Here is a 17,796-nt window from a genome sequence, read left to right on the forward strand (position 1 = left end):
CCATTTTGTGATGTATCCCACATTATTTCTGGCACTGACAGTGAGATTACAAAATATGAAAAAACTGACTTTACCGAAAGATTTTTTATGGGGCGGTGCAGTTGCTGCACACCAGGTTGAAGGTGGCTGGAACAAAGAAGGTAAAGGCCCAAGTATCTGTGATGTGCTAACCGGTGGCGCTCATGGCGTGCCGCGTGAAATCACTCAGGAAGTTATCCCTGGAAAATATTACCCGAACCATGAAGCCATTGATTTCCATGGGCGTTACAAAGAAGACATCGCGCTGTTTGCAGAGATGGGCTTCAAATGCTTCCGCACCTCAATCGCCTGGACGCGTATTTTCCCGAAAGGCGACGAACTTCAGCCTAATGAAGAAGGGCTGAAATTCTATGACGACATGTTCGATGAATTGCTGAAATACAACATTGAGCCGGTTATCACCCTATCCCACTTTGAAATGCCACACCATCTGGTTACCGAATACGGTGGCTGGACCAACCGTAAAGTGGTCGATTTCTTTGTTCGTTTTGCCGAAGTGGTGTTTGAACGCTACAAGAGCAAAGTGAAATACTGGATGACCTTCAACGAAATCAATAACCAACGCAACTGGCGTGCGCCGCTGTTTGGTTATTGCTGCTCCGGCGTGGTTTACACCGAACACGATAACCCGGAAGAAGTGATGTATCAGGTGCTGCATCACCAGTTCGTGGCCAGCGCCATGGCGGTGAAAATTGGTCACCGTATCAACCCTGAGATGCAAATTGGCTGCATGCTGGCGATGGTGCCGCTATATCCTTTCTCCTGCAAACCAGAAGATCAAATGTACGCCCAGGAATCCATGCGCGAACGTTATGTGTTCACCGACGTGCAACTGCGTGGTTACTACCCTTCTTACGTGTTGAACGAGTGGGAACGCCGCGAATTCAATATCAAAATGGAAGCAGGCGATGAGCAAATTCTGCGTGAAGGCGTATGTGATTACCTCGGCTTCAGCTATTACATGACTAACGCCGTGAAGGCTGAAGGCGGTAGTGGTGATGCACTATCTGGCTTCCAGGGCAGCGTACCGAACCCGCACGTTAAAGCCTCTGATTGGGGTTGGCAAATTGACCCAGTTGGCCTGCGTTATGCGCTGTGTGAGTTGTATGAACGCTACCAGAAACCACTGTTCATCGTTGAAAATGGTTTTGGCGCTTACGACAAAGTGGAAGAAGATGGCTCAATCAACGACGATTACCGCATTGATTATCTGAAAGCTCATGTTTCCGAAATGATGAAAGCGGTCACGTATGACGGCGTAGATTTGATGGGATACACCCCGTGGGGCTGCATCGACTGTGTTTCGTTCACCACCGGTCAGTACAGCAAACGCTACGGCTTTATCTACGTGAACAAGCACGATGATGGTACTGGCGATATGTCTCGCTCACGCAAGAAGAGCTTTAACTGGTACAAAGAAGTGATTGCCAGCAACGGCGAAAACCTCTGATTAATTTGATCAATCTTGCGCCCCCATTTGCGGGGCGCTTTTAATTCAGGTAGGCAATCCAAAGCGGAAGCAGGCACCAGTTTCTGGTCTTTCCACCAGCGCAATATCGCTGCCGTGCAGTTGCAGCATCTGGCGCACAATCATCAGCCCTAATCCACCCACTCTGATATGTGACTGATTGACAATCGACGGGCGTACAAACAATCCCTCTTTCAGTTCCTGTGGGATACCCGGTCCACTATCGCTAATTTGCACCATCACTTTTTCGCCCTCTTTCCACAATCGGACGGCAACGGTTCCTTGCTCCGGCGTATGGCGAATCGCGTTATCCAGCAAATTCGTTAATACCCGCTCAATCATCCCCAAATCCGCATCAATTAACGGCAAGCCAGGCTGAATATCGGCCACCAGTTGCAACTGACGAGTTTGCGTCATCAGTTCGAATTTCTGGAAGACATCCTGTAGCAACTCGCTCAGACAAAAATGCTCTTTCTGCGGCTTCACAACGCCGTATTCCAGACGCGCCAGTTCAAATAATGATTGTGCAAGAGTCCGTACTTTCTGGCTCTGCGCTAAAGCGATTTCCAGATACCGTTTTTTCTCAGCTTCGGAAAGTGTTGCTGACATAACAGATAAGCTTTCCAGGTAACCGTGAAGAGAGGTCAACGGCGTGCGCAGGTCATGAGAAATATTGGCGATAAACTCACGGCGCAACTGGTCTTGCTGCGAAAGGCGGTGCCACTGTTCCGAAATCCGCCGCGCCATCATGATAACCCCCTGGCGTAACAGGCTAATTTCATCATTGCTGTGTACTTTTTCGCAGGGGAGCGCAGCCATCGCCTGCATTTCCGCCATGCCACCGGTTTCCAGCGCATTAACCTGACGTGAAAGCGAGCGCAGTGGCCGGGTAATCCAGCGAAATGCCAGCCCCCCAACAATCAAACCAAGCAACGCAACCAGACTGATAGAGAGCAGAACCACTTTAAACAACGTATTCGACTGCGCGTCGCTGGCAAGCGCATTGTAATTTTCACCAAGCAAAATGACATACAGATAGCCTTTCACCTGCCCGTTTTGCCGCATCGGAGCCACGCTAAACACTTTTTTGCCATCGATACTACGTGGATCATCACCATAGATCGGATACTGCCGATCGTTAAGTGCCGACTGGATCGGCTCCAGATCGACTTGATGGCGTTTAATATGATCCGGCGGAGCGGCATCGCCAATGATGTTGCCTTTATCATCCAACAGATAAACTTCAACGCTTGGGTTCACCGTCATCAGATGATCAAACAGTGTGCGCACAGAATCATTATTCAGCCCATCTTGCCCAAGCAGCGGGTAGCTCTGGTTGATGTGTTCAGCCAGTGAACCTGAAAGTTGTTGGATCACCGCCTGGCTGTACTGCGTGCTGGTGCGAATCTGCAGCCATCCCAGCAGGGAGCAAGAGGTAATGAGCAACAACGCAAAAACCAGAGTCAGGCGCTGTGAAAGAGTGAGTTTTCGCATGGTTTACTCGTGTCGCGGTGCGATGAATTTGTACCCTTTTCCCCACACCGTCAAAATGAATTCAGGCTCTGCGGGGTTATCTTCAATCTTGATGCGTAGCCGATTGATGTGCGTGTTTACCGTATGTTCATAACCTTCGTGTTGATAGCCCCAAACCTGGTTGAGCAAATTCAGCCGGGAGAAAACTTTGCCAGGGTGTTTGGCAAAAAACCACAGCAAGTCAAATTCGCGTGGCGTCAGTTCCACAGGCTGATTTCGTAAATGCACATCACGCGCCAGCGGGTCGATAGTCAGCCGTTCAAAAGTGAGCGTTCCTGCATCTTGCATCAGGTTTTGGCTCATTGCTTCCTGGCGGCGGAATAGTGCTTTCACACGAGCCACCAACTCCAGCATAGAAAACGGTTTAGCCAGGTAATCATCCGCGCCCAATTCCAACCCCAAAACCCGATGTGTTTCGCTTGAGCGCGCGCTGATCATCACGATCGGCGTATAGCGTGTCATGGTGCGGGCATGGCGACATATTTCCAGGCCATCAACGCCAGGCAGCATAAGATCTAAAATCAAGGCATCCCATCCACCCTGCTTAAGCAATTCCAGGCCCTGCGAACCATCGGCCGCATGGACAATTTCATATCCTTCTTCGCGCAAATGCAGTTGCAGAAGTTCTGCAATGTTTTCGTCATCCTCAACGATTAATAACTTTTTGGGCTTCATGACTCCGCCTTATTTCCGCCTGTTACCAGAAGTCTATACAACAAACCGACGTGGAGTTATCACATTTAATTTAACTTTTGGTGAGACTTTGGCGAACAGATTTAGGCCACACTCATTTCAACGCAATAACCGGAAATAAAACGATGGATACTCCAACGTTTCAGGTTAAACCCATTATCGTTCATCCGATGTGGTTGAGGATATGCCACTGGTTGAATGCACTAGCGATGCTTGTCATGGTGGCAAGCGGATGGCGGATTTATAACGCCTCGCCGCTGTTTAATTTTACTTTTCCAGCCGAGTTAACCCTCGGTGGTTGGTTAGGCGGTGCGTTGCAATGGCATTTCGCAGGAATGTGGCTCTTTGGCATTAATGGCGTGGTTTATTTGCTGATTAATATTTTCAGCGGCCGCCTGAAACGCAAATTCTGGCCTTTGTCGCCTCGTGAGTTAATCAAAGATTTTGTTGCAGCACTACGCGGAAAGCTAGCTCATGAAGATCTTAGCCACTACAACACCGTACAAAAACTGGCGTATCTGTTCGTGATATTCGACGGGATCATTCTTGTTTGTTCAGGTCTTGTGGTGTGGAAATCAGTGCAGTTTCCACTATTACGCGAATTACTTGGTGGTTATGACAACGCGCGTTTTATTCATTTTTATGCCATGTCTGGAATGGTGGGGTTTGTCATCATTCACCTGATTATGGTGGCGCTGGTGCCAAAAACTTTACTCGCCATGCTACGCGGACGATAAGGGAAAGAGATGAACAATAAAAATAAGTTTTTCTCTGACTCTGATAAAGCAGTCATTATTCACGATGCCACACAGGAAATTAATAAGCAGTTATCATCGGAAGGCCGCCGTCGTTTTTTAAAACAAGGTTTAACGCTGGGTGGTTTGATGATGCTAACCGGTTGCGATATTAGTGATAATCAATCGGTAGAAAACACATTAAGCCGTATTTCACGCTTTAATGACCGGGTGCAAGGCTGGTTATTTAATGCCAATGACCTGGCTCCGGTTTATCCGGAAAACATGATGACGCGCCCATTCCCCTTCAATGCTTTTTACAGTGAAGAGGAAGCACCTGTTGTTAATGGCGAGGCATACCGCCTGGAAATCGCCGGTTTAGTGGCTGATAAACGCCCGTGGACACTCGCCCAACTGCACCAGATGGCGCAGGTCAGTCAGGTGACACGGCATATCTGTGTTGAAGGCTGGAGTGCCATTGGCAAATGGGGCGGCGTGCCGTTCTCGCTATTTCTCAAAGGCATTGGTGCCGATTTAAATGCCCGTTATGTCAGCTTCAAATGCGCTGACGATTACTACACCAGTATTGATATGGCAACGGCGTTACATCCACAAACCATTATTGCATTAACTTACGACGGTGAAATATTGCCACGTAAATATGGTTTCCCCATGAAATTAAGAATGCCAACCAAGTTAGGTTATAAAAACCCAAAGCATATTTTGGTTATGGAAGTCACCAATCGTTATCCCGGAGGTTATTGGGAGGATCAGGGTTATAACTGGTTCGGCGGAAGTTAATACCCTTCATAATTCACTGTAGTTAATTAAACGATGAGGATATAAAAAATGAAAAAACTCTACACTGCTCTGATGTGCTCAGCATTATTCTTTGGCGTAACGGCTGCAAATGCTGCCGATAATATGACTAAAGATAATATGGGGAAAATGTCCCATGACTGCTCTAAAGACAGTATGAAAAAAGACTGCATGTCGAAAGATCCTATGTCAAAAGACGGCATGTCTAAGGATCATATGTCCAAAGACAAAATGTCTAAAGACAATATGGCTAAAGACGAGATGGGTAAAAAGTAATAACCCGAATAATGGCAGTTCACCGAAACATTCAGGTGACTGCCATTGATCTTATTTGCCACCCGCCAAATCCAGGAAACTTCCCGTCACGTAAGAGGCGTTATCGCTAAGCAACCAGGCGATGGCCTGTGCGACCTCTTCTGGCTGGCCGCCACGTCTCATCGGCAAGAGATCTTTTACGCGATCGACTCTCCCGGGTTCACCACCAGAAGCATGCATTTCGGTATAGATAAAACCTGGCCGCACGGCATTTACACGAATACCCTGCGCAGCAACTTCCAAAGAAAGCCCGGTGGTTAACGTGTCTACCGCACCTTTCGACGCCGCATAATCAACGTATTCACCCGGCGCACCTAAACGTGCCGCGGCAGACGACACATTAACAATCGCGCCCCCCTTTCCACCGTGGCGAAACGCCATGCGTTTTACGGCCTCCCGGCAACAGAGGAAATAGCCAGTGACGTTGGTCGCCAGCACGCGATTAATACGTTCAGCCGTCAGTTCTTCAATAGTGGATTGCTGGAACAAGATCCCGGCGTTGTTGACCAGCGCGGTCACCGGCCCAAAAGCATTGTCGATTTCGGCAAACATCGCCATCACTTGCAGTTCATCGGCAATATCCGCTTTGATGGCAAATGCCTTGCCGCTGTGCGCACGAATAACACTCACCACTTCATCAGCGGCTTGTTTGCTTTGCTGATAATTAACCACGACTTTGTAGCCAGCCTTTGCCAACAGGATAGCGGTCGCCCTACCAATGCCACGGCTTGCGCCCGTTACCAGAACCACGCCCATTTTGCCTCCTGATCTACAGATAAAACAAAGGGCACCGAAGTGCCCTTAAGAGTATATAGCGGGATAAATATTACTGATATTCGCTCATCGGCACACAAGAGCAGAACAGATTGCGGTCTCCGTATACATCATCCAGACGTTTCACAGTTGGCCAGTATTTATTGCTATGGCCTACCGGGAACACCGCCAGTTCGCGGGTATATGGATGCGTCCAGTCAGCAACAATTTCGTCCTGCGTGTGCGGCGCATTAACCAGCGGGTTATCTTCCAGCGGCCATTCACCACGCGCCACACGGTCGATTTCGGTGCGGATAGTCAGCATCGCGTCAATAAAGCGATCCAGTTCCAGTTTGCTTTCGGATTCTGTCGGCTCAACCATCAATGTTCCCGCAACCGGGAACGACATAGTTGGCGCATGGAAGCCGAAATCAATCAGTCGCTTAGCAATATCCAGTTCGCTGATGCCTGTCTCTTCTTTCAGTGGGCGAATATCGAGAATACATTCATGCGCCACATGGCCACTGCGCCCGGTATAAAGAATCGGGAAGGCGGATTTCAGGCGAGTCGCAATATAGTTAGCATTCAGGATTGCCGTCTGGCTTGCCTTTTTCAGCCCCTGCGCGCCCATCATGCGGATGTACATCCAGCTGATTGGCAGAATTGATGCACTACCAAACGGTGCTGCGGAAACCGCGCCCTGCTGGGTTAACATCTCTTCAATTTGCACCACGCTGTGGCCTGGTACGAACGGAGCCAGGTGCGCTTTCACCCCAATTGGACCCATACCTGGGCCGCCACCGCCGTGTGGAATACAGAAGGTTTTGTGCAGGTTGAGGTGCGAAACATCCGCGCCGATATAGCCCGGTGAAGTAATCCCCACCTGTGCGTTCATGTTCGCACCATCCAGGTAAACCTGGCCGCCGAACTGATGCACGATCTGGCACACTTCGCGAATAGTTTCTTCATACACACCATGGGTAGACGGGTAAGTCACCATGATACAAGACAGCGCATCGCCCGCTTGCTCTGCTTTAAGACGCAGATCGTGCAGATCGATGTTGCCTTGTTTATCGCAGGCAACCACCACCACTTCCATACCCGCCATTTGCGCCGACGCCGGGTTTGTACCGTGCGCAGAGCTTGGGATCAGGCATAGATTACGGCTGCCTTCGTTGCGGCTTTCGTGGTAGCGACGAATCGCCAGCAGACCCGCATATTCACCTTGTGCCCCAGAGTTTGGCTGCATACAAAGCGCGTCGTAACCAGTCAGTTTCACCAGCCAGTCAGACAGTTGGGAAATCATCTGGTGATAACCTTCCGCCTGGTTTGCCGGGCAGAATGGATGTAATTCTGAGAATTCAGGCCAGGTAATTGGGATCATTTCAGCCGCAGCATTCAACTTCATGGTGCAAGAACCGAGCGGAATCATCGCCTGGTTGAGCGCCAGATCTTTGCGTTCAAGCGAGTGCATGTAACGCATCATTTCGGTTTCGCTGTGGTAGCGATTGAACACTGGATGGGTCAAGATCGCGTCTTCACGCAACATGCCTTTCGGAACAGACAGGCTATCACCCGCAACGTTTTGGTCGAGTTTGTCGATATCCAGGCCGTGGTTGTCACCCAGTAAAACGGTGAACAGCGCCTGCACATCTTCACGGGTGGTCGCTTCATCAAGCGTAATGCCAACCGCGTTAAGAATATCGCTGCGCAGGTTGATTTCATTGGCTTCGGCACGAGCCAGCACACCGGCTTTATCGGTGACTTCGACACACAAAGTGTCGAACCAATGTTTATGACGCAGCACCAGCCCTTTTTGTTGCAGGCCAGAAGCCAGAATATCGGCCAGGCGATGAATGCGCCCTGCAATGCGTTTCAGGCCAGCCGGGCCGTGGAACACCGCATACAGGCTGGCGATGTTTGCCAGCAGAACCTGGGAGGTACAAATGTTGGAGTTGGCTTTCTCGCGGCGGATATGTTGTTCGCGAGTTTGCATCGCCATGCGCAGCGCGGTGCGGCCCGCGGCATCGCGAGAAACGCCGATAATACGGCCTGGCATGGAACGCTTGAATTCATCGCGTGCAGCAAAGAATGCGGCATGCGGGCCGCCGTAGCCCATTGGCACGCCGAAACGCTGTGCGGAACCAAACACGATGTCGGCACCTTGCTTGCCTGGTGCGGTCAGCAGAACCAGCGTCATAAAGTCAGCGGCAACACTCACGATGACTTTACGTTGTTTCAACTCGCTAATTAGCGCGCTGTAATCATGTACTTCGCCGGTGGTGCCCACTTGTTGCAACAGCACACCGAACACGTCCTGGTGATCCAGCACTTTCGCGGCGTCGTCAACAATCACGTCAAAGCCAAAGGTTTCAGCACGGGTGCGCACCACATCCAGCGTTTGCGGGTGTACGTCAGCGGCAACAAAGAAGCGGTTGGCGTTTTTCAGTTTGCTGACGCGCTTAGCCATTGCCATGGCTTCGGCAGCAGCGGTCGCTTCGTCGAGCAGGGAAGCGGAAGCGATATCAAGGCCGGTTAAATCCAGTGTCACCTGCTGGAAGTTCAACAGCGCTTCAAGACGGCCTTGTGAAACTTCTGGCTGATACGGTGTGTAGGCGGTGTACCAACCTGGGTTTTCGAGCATGTTACGCAGGATCACCGGCGGAGTTTGCACCGCGGTATAACCCATACCGATATACGTTTTAAAGCGCTTGTTACGGCTGGCGATGGTCTTTAATTCAGCCAGGGCCGCGAATTCAGTTGCAGCCTCACCCACCTGTGGTGGCTCGGCAAGCTGGATATCTGCCGGAACGATCGAAGCGATCAGCTCGTCTAACGAACGAGCGCCCACCGTCTCCAGCATTTCGTGTTGCTGCTGTGCGTCTGGTCCAATGTGACGGTCGATAAACGCTTCGTGATTTTCAAGCTGACGTAAAGACTGGGTCATGAGCGGTGATTCCTGAAGTGTTTCCCCTCACCCGAGAGGATGAGGGGATAAAAGATTTATTCGTCTTCTAACAGAGCTTCGTACGCGGTTGCATCCAGCAAACCATCCAGTTCGGACTCGTCGCTAGCTTTGATCTTGAAGATCCAGCCCGCCGCGTATGGCTCGCTGTTGATTAGCTCAGGCGAGTCGCTCAGCTCAGTATTGACTGCGATGATCTCGCCGCTGATTGGCGCGTAAATATCGGAAGCCGCTTTTACAGATTCGGCAACGGCGCAATCATCACCAGTGCTGACTGTTGCGCCCACTTCTGGCAGGTCGACAAACACCATATCGCCCAGCAGCTCTTGCGCGTGCTCGGTGATACCAATGGTGTAAGTACCATCAGCTTCTTTACGCAGCCACTCGTGTTCTTTGCTGTATTTCAATTCGTTCGGCACATTGCTCATTGTTTTTCTCCTGATTTCAAATTCACTGCGCGACAGCTTTACCGCCGCGAACAAAAATTGGTTTGGTTACTTTGACCGGCATTTCTCGGTTGCGGATTTGAACAATGGCGGTTTCGCCGATGCCCGCAGGAACGCGTGCCAGAGCAATGCTGTAACCTAACGTCGGCGAGAAGGTCCCGCTGGTGATAACGCCTTCACGGATGTTGCCTGATTCATCAGTAAAACGAACAGGCAGCTCATTACGTAATACGCCTTTATCCGTCATGATCAAGCCTACGAGCTGCTCGGTGCCTCTTTCGCGCTGGAGCTCCAGCGCTTCACGACCGATGAAATCACGGTCTTCTGGCTGCCAGGCGATCGTCCAGCCCATGTTGGCGGCCAGCGGTGAAACGCCTTCGTCCATTTCCTGGCTGTATAAGTTCATGCCCGACTCCAGACGCAGAGTATCGCGCGCGCCCAGGCCGCATGGCTTCACGCCAATCTCAACCAATTGCGCCCAAAACTCGGCCGCTTTTTCGTTTGGCATGGCAATTTCGTAACCTGCTTCGCCGGTATAACCGGTGGTCGCAATAAACAGATCGCCCGCCTGAACACCGAAGAATGGCTTCATACCTGCAACCGCTTTGCGTTGTTCTTCAGTAAATAGCTGCGCGGCTTTTGCCTGAGCATTTGGCCCCTGAACTGCAATCAGCGACAGGTCATCACGCACGGTGACTTCAACCGCGAACGGTTCGGCGTGTTGATTGATCCAAGCCAGATCTTTTTCGCGAGTGGCAGAGTTCACCACCAGGCGGAAGAAGTCTTCGGTCTGGAAATAGATAATCAGGTCATCGATAACACCGCCGGAAGCGTTGAGCATGGCGGTGTAGAGGGCTTTACCAGGCTGGGTCAGTTTGGCTACGTCGTTTGCGACGAGATAACGCAGGAATTCGCGGGTACGGCTGCCTTTCAGGTCAACGATGGTCATGTGGGAAACATCGAACATTCCGGCATCGTTACGCACCGCATGGTGCTCATCAATCTGCGAGCCATAGTGCAATGGCATCATCCAGCCGTGGAAATCCACCATGCGCGCACCGCAGAGATTGTGCTGTTCAAACAAAGGGGTCTTTTGAGTCATTTTTTCCTCTTTAACCATCTGGTTGAAAAGCGCTGTTCGCTTTTCTTTTCGTCAGACGAAACCCAGCATCGCCACCGATCCCGATAGCGACGCAAACGTTACCTTTTGCCTGAACTTACCATTGAATGAGGGAGTAAACCATAAGGCTAAAACGGTCATTGCATTAGCTTATGACCAAAACAGAAGGTACATGATGCAGAGCATTCATCTGGAAAAATGCGAGACACTACGCATAAACAGGAAGTGTTTTCGTCAGAATTTAGCGTTAGCTAACATTTACCACCATTTCAGAAACAAATTCACTACATCGCTAAAAACGTGGGATGAGAAAAAGTAATCCGAAATAATAGGTGAGATTAGAATTTTTCAAATGAGGAGGGTGTTTCCCTTTCCAATAAAAGGAAAGGGAAATGTGACGTAGTTATCTTAACCAATTCGGTAAATCGTGTAGGCCCATCGCCTGCTTAACAAGTTGCGGTTTTACACCCGGAAGCGTATCCGCCAGTTTCAGACCGATATCGCGCAGCAGTTTCTTCGCCGGATTGCTTCCAGCAAACAGATCGCGGAAACCCTGCATACTGGCAAGCATCATCGCCGCACTATGTTTACGGCTACGCTCGTAGCGACGCAGATACAAATACTGCCCGATGTCTTTGCCCTGGCGGTGCAAACGACGCACTTCATCAATCAGCTCAGCGGCATCCATAAACCCAAGATTCACACCCTGCCCGGCTAACGGATGAATGGTGTGTGCCGCATCGCCGACCAGCGCCAGACGGTGAGCCGCAAAATTGCGCGCGTAACGGCCTGTCAGCGGGAACACCTGGCGTTCGCTTTCAACACTGCACAAACCAAGGCGCATATTGAATGCTACGGACAGCGCCTGGTTAAATTCTTCATCGCTTGCCTGTTGCAAACGTTCAGCTTCCAGCGGCGGCAATGACCAGACAATTGAACATAAATGCGGGTCACTTAATGGCAGGAAGGCCAAAATCCCTTCGCCATGAAACACCTGACGAGCCACTGCTTCATGGGGTTCGGCGGTACGGATGGTGGCAACCAAAGCATGATGGCGATAATCCCAAAAAGTGAGCGGGATATCGGCCTGGTTGCGCAGCCAGGAGTTGGCACCATCAGCCCCGACGACCAAACGCGCGGTGAGCATTGCGCCGTCTTTTAGCGTTATGAACGCCTCGTTTTCCCCCCACGCAACCTGTTGTAATTCGGCAGGAGCCATTAGGGTGACATCACTGCACTGCTCAGCTCGTTGCCACAATGCATAATGAATTACCGAGTTTTCGATAATGTGTCCAAGATGACTAAAACCAAAGGATTTATCGTCAAAAGCGATATGCCCGAAGCTGTCTTGATCCCACACTTCCATGCCGTGATAGCAACTGGCACGTTGGGCAACAATTTTTGGCCATGCACCAAGATGAGTGAGCAATTTTTCGCTGGCAGCATTGATGGCCGAAACACGCAAAGCGGGTGCAGATTCAAGTGCCAGCGGCTTTGGGAGATGGTTCTCCAGCACCGCAACACGCAAACCACTGCCTTGCAAGCCACAGGCAACCGCCAGCCCAACCATGCCACCACCAACAATCGCCACATCAACGCTTTGCAAATTGACTCTCCTTTAACATTCTTAAACCTGCTCACCAGGCGTATATGTTGCAGCCAGTTTGGATCGGGAGTGCGCGGAGAAACCGGAGCGTACTAAAGTACGTGAGGATTTCGAGCACATTCCCGGGGCAAAATGGCAAATAAATAAGACTGGTGGCAGGTTTTAACGCGCAACCCAGCCTAGCGTACGCTGCGCCAGCGCATCACGTGCAGGGGTAAAATGTTCCATCGCCATCAGCCCAAGATTTCGTCCAACAACCAGCGGAGCCCAACGGTTGGCGAACAGCCGAACTAAGCCATCGGTCACGCCAATGGTGGCATTTTTATCTTCATAACGGCGCTGCTGATATTGCGCCAGCACGCCGTAGCCGCCAATATCCTGAGATGCTTCATGTGCAACAGCCAGATTTTCAGCAAGCGACATCACGTCGCGCAAACCAAGATTAAAGCCCTGCCCGGCAATCGGGTGCAGAGTTTGCGCGGCATTTCCCACCAGCGCAAGGCGGTGAGAAACCGCCTGCGAAGCAGTAGTCAGTGCCAGAGGATATTGCGCCCGCGCACCGGCATGCGTGATGCGCCCAAGCCGCCAGCCAAATGCGCGTTGCAGTTCATTGCAGAACCGCTCGTCATCCCACTGCGCAATTTCAGCCTGAGCCGCCAGAGGATGGCACCACACCAGCGAACAGCGCCCATCAGACATTGGCAACATTGCCAGCGGCCCATGCTCGGTGAAGCGCTCAAACGCCCGCCCGTTATGCGGTTGCGAAGTGGTGATATTGGCGATCACCGCCACTTGCCGATAATCCTGCTGCTGCCAGGTCATGCCACACTGCGCGGCAAGCGCCGAGCGCGAACCATCTGCAGCCACCAACAATTGGCCTTCAATACATTCGCCATTATCGAGCTTAACGCTCACTTTATCGGTTTCGCGAGTAAAGGACGCGACACGTTGCGGGCAATGCAATGTCACGCCCGGCGCTTTACGCAGTAAAGCAAATAAACGCAGACCGACATCGTGCAGCTCAACCACCTGCCCTAACGCCGGGATTTGGTAATCCTGCGCTTCGAGAGTGACGAACCCCGCATGCCCACGATCGCTGACATGAACTGTAGTAATCGCCGTCGCGCACTCTTTGAGAGCAGGCCACACGCCGATGCGCGTCAGCTGCTGGCAGGTGCCCTGCGCGATGGCGATTGCGCGGGCATCAAAACCGGGATGCGCCGCTGATTCTGGCGCTGCCGCTTCAATCAAATGAACCGGCAGTTTTCCGTGGGTTAGATGCGATATCGCCAGCGCAAGCGTCGCACCCGCCATACCGCCCCCGACAATAATCACGCTCATGACTGACGCGCCGCCGCCATTAATGCTTCGATATCGTCTGCCGATTTCACCACGCTGGCCGTCAGGTTTTCGTTACCGTCGACGGTGATAAGAATATCGTCTTCAATACGAATACCAATGCCACGGTACTCGGCAGGCACATCTGCATCTGGTGCAATGTATAAACCGGGTTCAACGGTAATAACCATTCCCGGCTCAAGAAGGCGAGAACGATCCTGCCCGTATGCGCCTACGTCGTGTACATCCAGCCCCAGCCAGTGGCTCAGGCCGTGCATAAAGAACGGGCGATGGGCGTTGTCAGCAATCAGTTGATCAACCTCACCTTTGAGAATGCCGAGCTTCACCAGCCCGCTAATCATAATGCGCACCACTTGCGTGGTAACTTCCTGCATCGAGGTGCCTGGGCGGTAGAGTTGTAGAGCAGTTTCAAGGGATTCGAGAACGATGTCGTAAATTGCACGCTGCGGAGCGCTGAATTTGCCGTTCACCGGGAAGGTACGGGTGATGTCACCGGCATAGCCTTTGTATTCGCAACCGGCGTCGATTAAGACCAAATCGCCATCACGCATTTGGCTTTCATTTTCGGTGTAATGAAGAATACAGGCGTTTTCACCGCTGCCGACAATGGTGTTGTAAGACGGGAAGCGCGCACCGTGGCGGTTAAATTCGTGAAGGATTTCGCCTTCAAGCTGGTATTCAAACATCCCCGGACGACATTTTTCCATCGCACGGGTGTGCCCGAGTGCCGTGATTTCCCCGGCGCGACGCAAAGCGACTATCTCTTCTTCCGACTTAAACAGGCGCTGCTCGTGAACCCACGGACGCCAGTCGGTCAATGTCGCGGGGGCGGCAAGATTCTGGCGCGAGCCACGGCGCAGTTTATCAAGGGCTGCAAAAACGATGGTATCGGCATGAGCGTATTCGCCCTGCGCGTGGTAGACCACATCCAGACCGTTCAGCAACTGGTGTAACTGCTCATCAATTTCGGAAAATGCCAGCGCACGGTCGACGCCCAGTTTTTCGGGTGCCGCTTCCTGGCCAAGGCGACGCCCAAACCAAATTTCTGCGGTTTTATCGCGCAGGCGATTGAACAGCACGCTGTGATTATGGGTTTCGTCGCTTTTAATCAGTACCAGTACAGCTTCAGGTTCGTTAAAACCGGTGAAGTACCAGAAATCGCTGTTCTGGCGATACGGATATTCGCTGTCTGCACTGCGAGTGGCCTCGGGTGCGGCAAAGATAAGCGCCGCACTGGCCGGAGCCATTTTGGCCAACAACGCCTGACGGCGACGGAGAAATTCGTGCTGATTCATTACACCTCCTGGAGCGATACCTTTCGTCGTTTTTAGTGTAGCGTTGGTTTCTGCACTTCCGGCGCGGTCGGAACCGGGCGAGTAAAGGTGTCGTGGCACAGCAACGCGGCAACTCGCACGTACTCGATGATCTCTTCGAGCGACATTTCCAGCTCTTCTTGATCTTCGTCTTCGTCGTAGCCCAGCTGCGCGATGTTACGCAAATCGTCGATAGCTTCGCCGGTTTCGCCGGTGACTTTATCGAGCTTAGGCTGCGTTACGCCAAGGCCCAGCAGGAAGTGGTTTACCCAACCCGCCAGTTCATCGGCACGCTGGAATACGGTAACGTCGTCGCCGTCGGGCAGGTAAAGCTGGAACAGGAAACCGTCATCTTCCAGCGAATCGCTCGTTGCACCGTGCATCTGGCGCAATGTATCGGCAAGGTTTTGACCAAAGGCCAGCCCTTCGTTTGTCAGGTCGTGTAGCTGTGGCTGCCAGCTGGTATCTTTGTTGCCACCACACAGCATGCCGCTAATCAGGCCGTGCATTTCGGAGGCCGTCAGACCCACACCTTGTTGGTTCAATAGTTGGCCGACTAAGTCATAGTCAGGCATAGTGTTCTGTATAGACATGCGCATTCGCCATCGTTGGCAGGGATAGTTCATGTTATGCTACCACCAGGGACCCCAAGGCACCAGAAAAGGGCTTGTATCTTCATTTCGGGATAGCTATAGTGACGCCCCTTTCGTTACCAGGTACGGTAAACGAAGGCAGGCGAGTTAACAGCAGGAAGGTGGCATGTCTGCACAACCAGTCGATATCCAAATTTTCGGTCGTTCATTGCGCGTGAATTGTCCGCCTGAACAACAGGATGCACTGAATCTTGCGGCGGAAGAGCTTAATCAACGGTTGCAAGATTTAAAAGTTCGCACTAGAGTCACAAATACTGAGCAGTTAGTTTTCATCGCAGCACTGAACATTTGCTACGAGTTGGCTCAGGAAAAATCGAAAACCCGCGACTACGCTTCCAATATGGAAGAACGTATTCGGATGTTACAGCAGACCATCGAACAAGCGTTGCTTGAGCAAGGTCGCATAACAGAAAGACAGGGTCCAAATTTTGAATAACACTTCACAGTTACCTATGGTAGAGTAACTTTGAAGACCAAATTTCTCTGAGATGTTTGCATGCGGGCCAGTCCCCTGAGCCGATATTTCATACCACAAGAATGTGGTGCTCCAGATTCTGTGAGCATGCTCGGTCCGTCCGAGAAGCCTGATGATTCTGACGCTGCATTCACCTTGAACCAAGGGTTCAAGGGTTACAGCCTGCGGCGGCATCTCGGAGATTCCCTCTTTCTACCAAATTAGTCATCACCATGACGAAAATTCAGCTAATCCCATCGCTTCGCTCAGAAATCCGGCAACATATTCGGCAACGACGCCGCGCACTCACTCCAACTGAACAACACCATTTTGCTGAACTTGCCGCTGCGCGCATGCTTGCTTATGAGCCTGTTGCGAAAGCTGCGACGGTCGCTGTGTTTTTGTCGTTTGACGGTGAGCTGGATACCACGCCATTAATCCGCGCCTTATGGCTCGCGGGGAAAACCGTTTACCTGCCCGTCCTGCATCCCTTTAGTAATGGCAATTTGCTGTTCCTGCGTTATGCCGAGGATAGCCATCTGGTGATGAATCGTCTGAAAATCCTTGAGCCTAAACTTGATGTGCGTGACGTACTGCCGCTGGATAAACTGGATGTGCTGATTACGCCGCTGGTGGCATTCGACGAGCAAGGGCAAAGACTGGGAATGGGTGGTGGTTTTTACGATCGTACGTTGCAGAACTGGCAGCAGCATGGCTTATGGCCGGTTGGGCTGGCACATGATTGCCAGCACGTTCCGGCGTTACCCGCGCAAGAGTGGGATATCCCGCTGCCTGCAGTGGTCACGCCATCGCGTATCTGGCAGTGGTAAACTCAGGCTACACGCAGTTTCAGTAACTGCTTTGTGTGCCAGTATTGCAGTATCAAAACCGTAAACAGCGCGCCGAGAAGCGCACAAAACATATCTGATTGCGTGTCCCAGACATCGCCCTGCGTACCCAAAAACTCATCTGCTCCCTGCCCTAATGACAACGCCGCCGCCCATTCAATGAGTTCATAAACCGCACTGATGGCGAGCGCGACACAGCACACCAGAAACGCGATCATTTTGCGTCCACGAACATAGCCACCCCGAACCAGAATTTCTCGCGCCGCCAGTGCGGGAACCAGACCCTGGAAAAAATGGCCGAGTTTGTCATACGGGTTGCGGCTCAGGCCGAACCATTCCTGCACATCAAAGCCAATGGGTACTTTCGCGTAGGTATACAAACCGCCGACCATCAAAATAATGGCGTGGAAGAAAATCAGCGTATACAGAAGCGGAGTCAGCGGGTAACGAGCATGAGTTGCTAAAAGCAGAGGGACGATAATAATGACCGGCGTGACTTCCATCAGCCAGGTAAGCCTGTCTGCGGTGCTAAGGCCCGTATAGATGAGAATCAACAGCAGGATAAAGGCACCGGATTTTAAGAATGTACTGGTCATGTTGTTTCGCCGCCTGGCTAAAAGCGTAACTATCAGTGGGCAGGGTGAAAAAAACAACTCAGGAAAGGGATTTTGAGAATAA

The 17,796-nt window shown here is 51.5% G+C and carries 17 protein-coding genes and 1 other RNA gene; 7 read left to right on the forward strand and 11 right to left on the reverse strand.

What is annotated here, in order from left to right; genetic code table 11:
- Positions 1 to 55: 55 nt before the first annotated feature.
- Complete coding sequence (locus tag LVQ76_RS05495) at positions 56 to 1,489, forward strand: 6-phospho-beta-glucosidase (protein WP_151993194.1); 1,434 nt, start codon at positions 56 to 58, stop codon at positions 1,487 to 1,489.
- Positions 1,490 to 1,534: 45 nt separating this feature from the next.
- Here the strand turns inward: LVQ76_RS05495 and LVQ76_RS05500 are convergent, their stop codons facing one another.
- Both LVQ76_RS05500 and LVQ76_RS05505 read right to left on the reverse strand, forming a co-directional pair.
- Positions 1,535 to 3,001 carry a sensor histidine kinase gene (locus LVQ76_RS05500; protein WP_232864540.1) on the reverse strand — a complete coding sequence of 489 codons (1,467 nt, stop codon included), beginning with the start codon at positions 2,999 to 3,001 and terminating at the stop codon, positions 1,535 to 1,537.
- A 3-nt stretch (positions 3,002 to 3,004) separates the two neighbouring features.
- Entirely contained in the window at positions 3,005 to 3,715 is a 711-nt protein-coding gene (locus LVQ76_RS05505) for a response regulator transcription factor (RefSeq protein ID WP_232864541.1), read from the reverse strand.
- Between the two features lie 143 nt (positions 3,716 to 3,858).
- Here LVQ76_RS05505 and LVQ76_RS05510 point away from each other — a divergent pair, with 143 nt between their 5' ends.
- The 3 genes from LVQ76_RS05510 to LVQ76_RS05520 are packed head-to-tail and all read left to right on the forward strand — an operon-like array spanning position 3,859 to position 5,562.
- Complete coding sequence (locus tag LVQ76_RS05510; RefSeq protein ID WP_232921181.1) at positions 3,859 to 4,470, forward strand: cytochrome b/b6 domain-containing protein; 612 nt, start codon at positions 3,859 to 3,861, stop codon at positions 4,468 to 4,470.
- A 9-nt stretch (positions 4,471 to 4,479) separates the two neighbouring features.
- Complete coding sequence (locus LVQ76_RS05515; protein ID WP_232921182.1) at positions 4,480 to 5,268, forward strand: molybdopterin-dependent oxidoreductase; 789 nt, start codon at positions 4,480 to 4,482, stop codon at positions 5,266 to 5,268.
- Between the two features lie 48 nt (positions 5,269 to 5,316).
- Positions 5,317 to 5,562, forward strand: a complete 246-nt coding sequence (locus LVQ76_RS05520; RefSeq protein ID WP_232864544.1) for a pentapeptide MXKDX repeat protein — start codon at positions 5,317 to 5,319, stop codon at positions 5,560 to 5,562.
- Between the two features lie 51 nt (positions 5,563 to 5,613).
- On the opposite strand, the gene LVQ76_RS05525 is transcribed toward LVQ76_RS05520, so the two are convergent.
- The 8 genes from LVQ76_RS05525 to LVQ76_RS05560 form a co-directional block, all read right to left on the reverse strand.
- The gene (locus tag LVQ76_RS05525; protein WP_232921183.1) at positions 5,614 to 6,357 is read right to left on the reverse strand and encodes an SDR family oxidoreductase; all 744 of its coding nucleotides are present in this window, start codon (positions 6,355 to 6,357) and stop codon (positions 5,614 to 5,616) included.
- A 70-nt stretch (positions 6,358 to 6,427) separates the two neighbouring features.
- Complete coding sequence (gcvP, locus tag LVQ76_RS05530) at positions 6,428 to 9,301, reverse strand: aminomethyl-transferring glycine dehydrogenase (protein ID WP_232904573.1); 2,874 nt, start codon at positions 9,299 to 9,301, stop codon at positions 6,428 to 6,430.
- A 56-nt stretch (positions 9,302 to 9,357) separates the two neighbouring features.
- Complete coding sequence (gene gcvH / locus LVQ76_RS05535) at positions 9,358 to 9,747, reverse strand: glycine cleavage system protein GcvH (RefSeq protein ID WP_151993186.1); 390 nt, start codon at positions 9,745 to 9,747, stop codon at positions 9,358 to 9,360.
- Between the two features lie 22 nt (positions 9,748 to 9,769).
- Positions 9,770 to 10,867, reverse strand: a complete 1,098-nt coding sequence (gene gcvT / locus LVQ76_RS05540; RefSeq protein WP_232921184.1) for a glycine cleavage system aminomethyltransferase GcvT — start codon at positions 10,865 to 10,867, stop codon at positions 9,770 to 9,772.
- Between the two features lie 421 nt (positions 10,868 to 11,288).
- Positions 11,289 to 12,491, reverse strand: coding sequence for an FAD-dependent 2-octaprenylphenol hydroxylase (ubiI, locus tag LVQ76_RS05545; RefSeq protein WP_232921185.1), 1,203 nt, complete (start codon positions 12,489 to 12,491; stop codon positions 11,289 to 11,291).
- 162 nt (positions 12,492 to 12,653) lie between these two features.
- Positions 12,654 to 13,832: a 2-octaprenyl-6-methoxyphenyl hydroxylase gene (gene ubiH / locus LVQ76_RS05550; RefSeq protein ID WP_232921186.1), complete on the reverse strand. Its 1,179-nt coding sequence runs from the start codon at positions 13,830 to 13,832 to the stop codon at positions 12,654 to 12,656.
- Positions 13,829 to 15,145 (reverse strand): Xaa-Pro aminopeptidase, encoded by a 1,317-nt coding sequence (gene pepP / locus LVQ76_RS05555; RefSeq protein WP_232921187.1) that lies wholly within the window; start codon positions 15,143 to 15,145, stop codon positions 13,829 to 13,831. Before pepP ends, ubiH begins: the two co-directional genes overlap by 4 nt.
- A gap of 32 nt (positions 15,146 to 15,177) precedes the next feature.
- Positions 15,178 to 15,756, reverse strand: coding sequence for a YecA/YgfB family protein (locus tag LVQ76_RS05560; RefSeq protein ID WP_151993181.1), 579 nt, complete (start codon positions 15,754 to 15,756; stop codon positions 15,178 to 15,180).
- 166 nt (positions 15,757 to 15,922) lie between these two features.
- On the opposite strand from LVQ76_RS05560, the gene zapA reads away from it, so the two are divergent.
- The 3 genes from zapA (at position 15,923) to LVQ76_RS05575 (ending at position 17,100) form a co-directional block, all read left to right on the forward strand.
- Positions 15,923 to 16,252 (forward strand): cell division protein ZapA, encoded by a 330-nt coding sequence (gene zapA, locus LVQ76_RS05565; protein ID WP_034457736.1) that lies wholly within the window; start codon positions 15,923 to 15,925, stop codon positions 16,250 to 16,252.
- 41 nt (positions 16,253 to 16,293) lie between these two features.
- Positions 16,294 to 16,477, forward strand: a non-coding RNA gene (gene ssrS, locus LVQ76_RS05570) — 6S RNA.
- 26 nt (positions 16,478 to 16,503) lie between these two features.
- Positions 16,504 to 17,100: a 5-formyltetrahydrofolate cyclo-ligase gene (locus LVQ76_RS05575; protein WP_232904568.1), complete on the forward strand. Its 597-nt coding sequence runs from the start codon at positions 16,504 to 16,506 to the stop codon at positions 17,098 to 17,100.
- 2 nt (positions 17,101 to 17,102) lie between these two features.
- On the opposite strand, the gene LVQ76_RS05580 is transcribed toward LVQ76_RS05575, so the two are convergent.
- Positions 17,103 to 17,714: a DUF2238 domain-containing protein gene (locus LVQ76_RS05580; RefSeq protein ID WP_232921188.1), complete on the reverse strand. Its 612-nt coding sequence runs from the start codon at positions 17,712 to 17,714 to the stop codon at positions 17,103 to 17,105.
- Positions 17,715 to 17,796: the final 82 nt, after the last annotated feature.

Source organism: Buttiauxella cochleicola, assembly GCF_021283185.1.
GTDB classification, from domain to species: Bacteria; Pseudomonadota; Gammaproteobacteria; order Enterobacterales; family Enterobacteriaceae; genus Buttiauxella; species Buttiauxella massiliensis.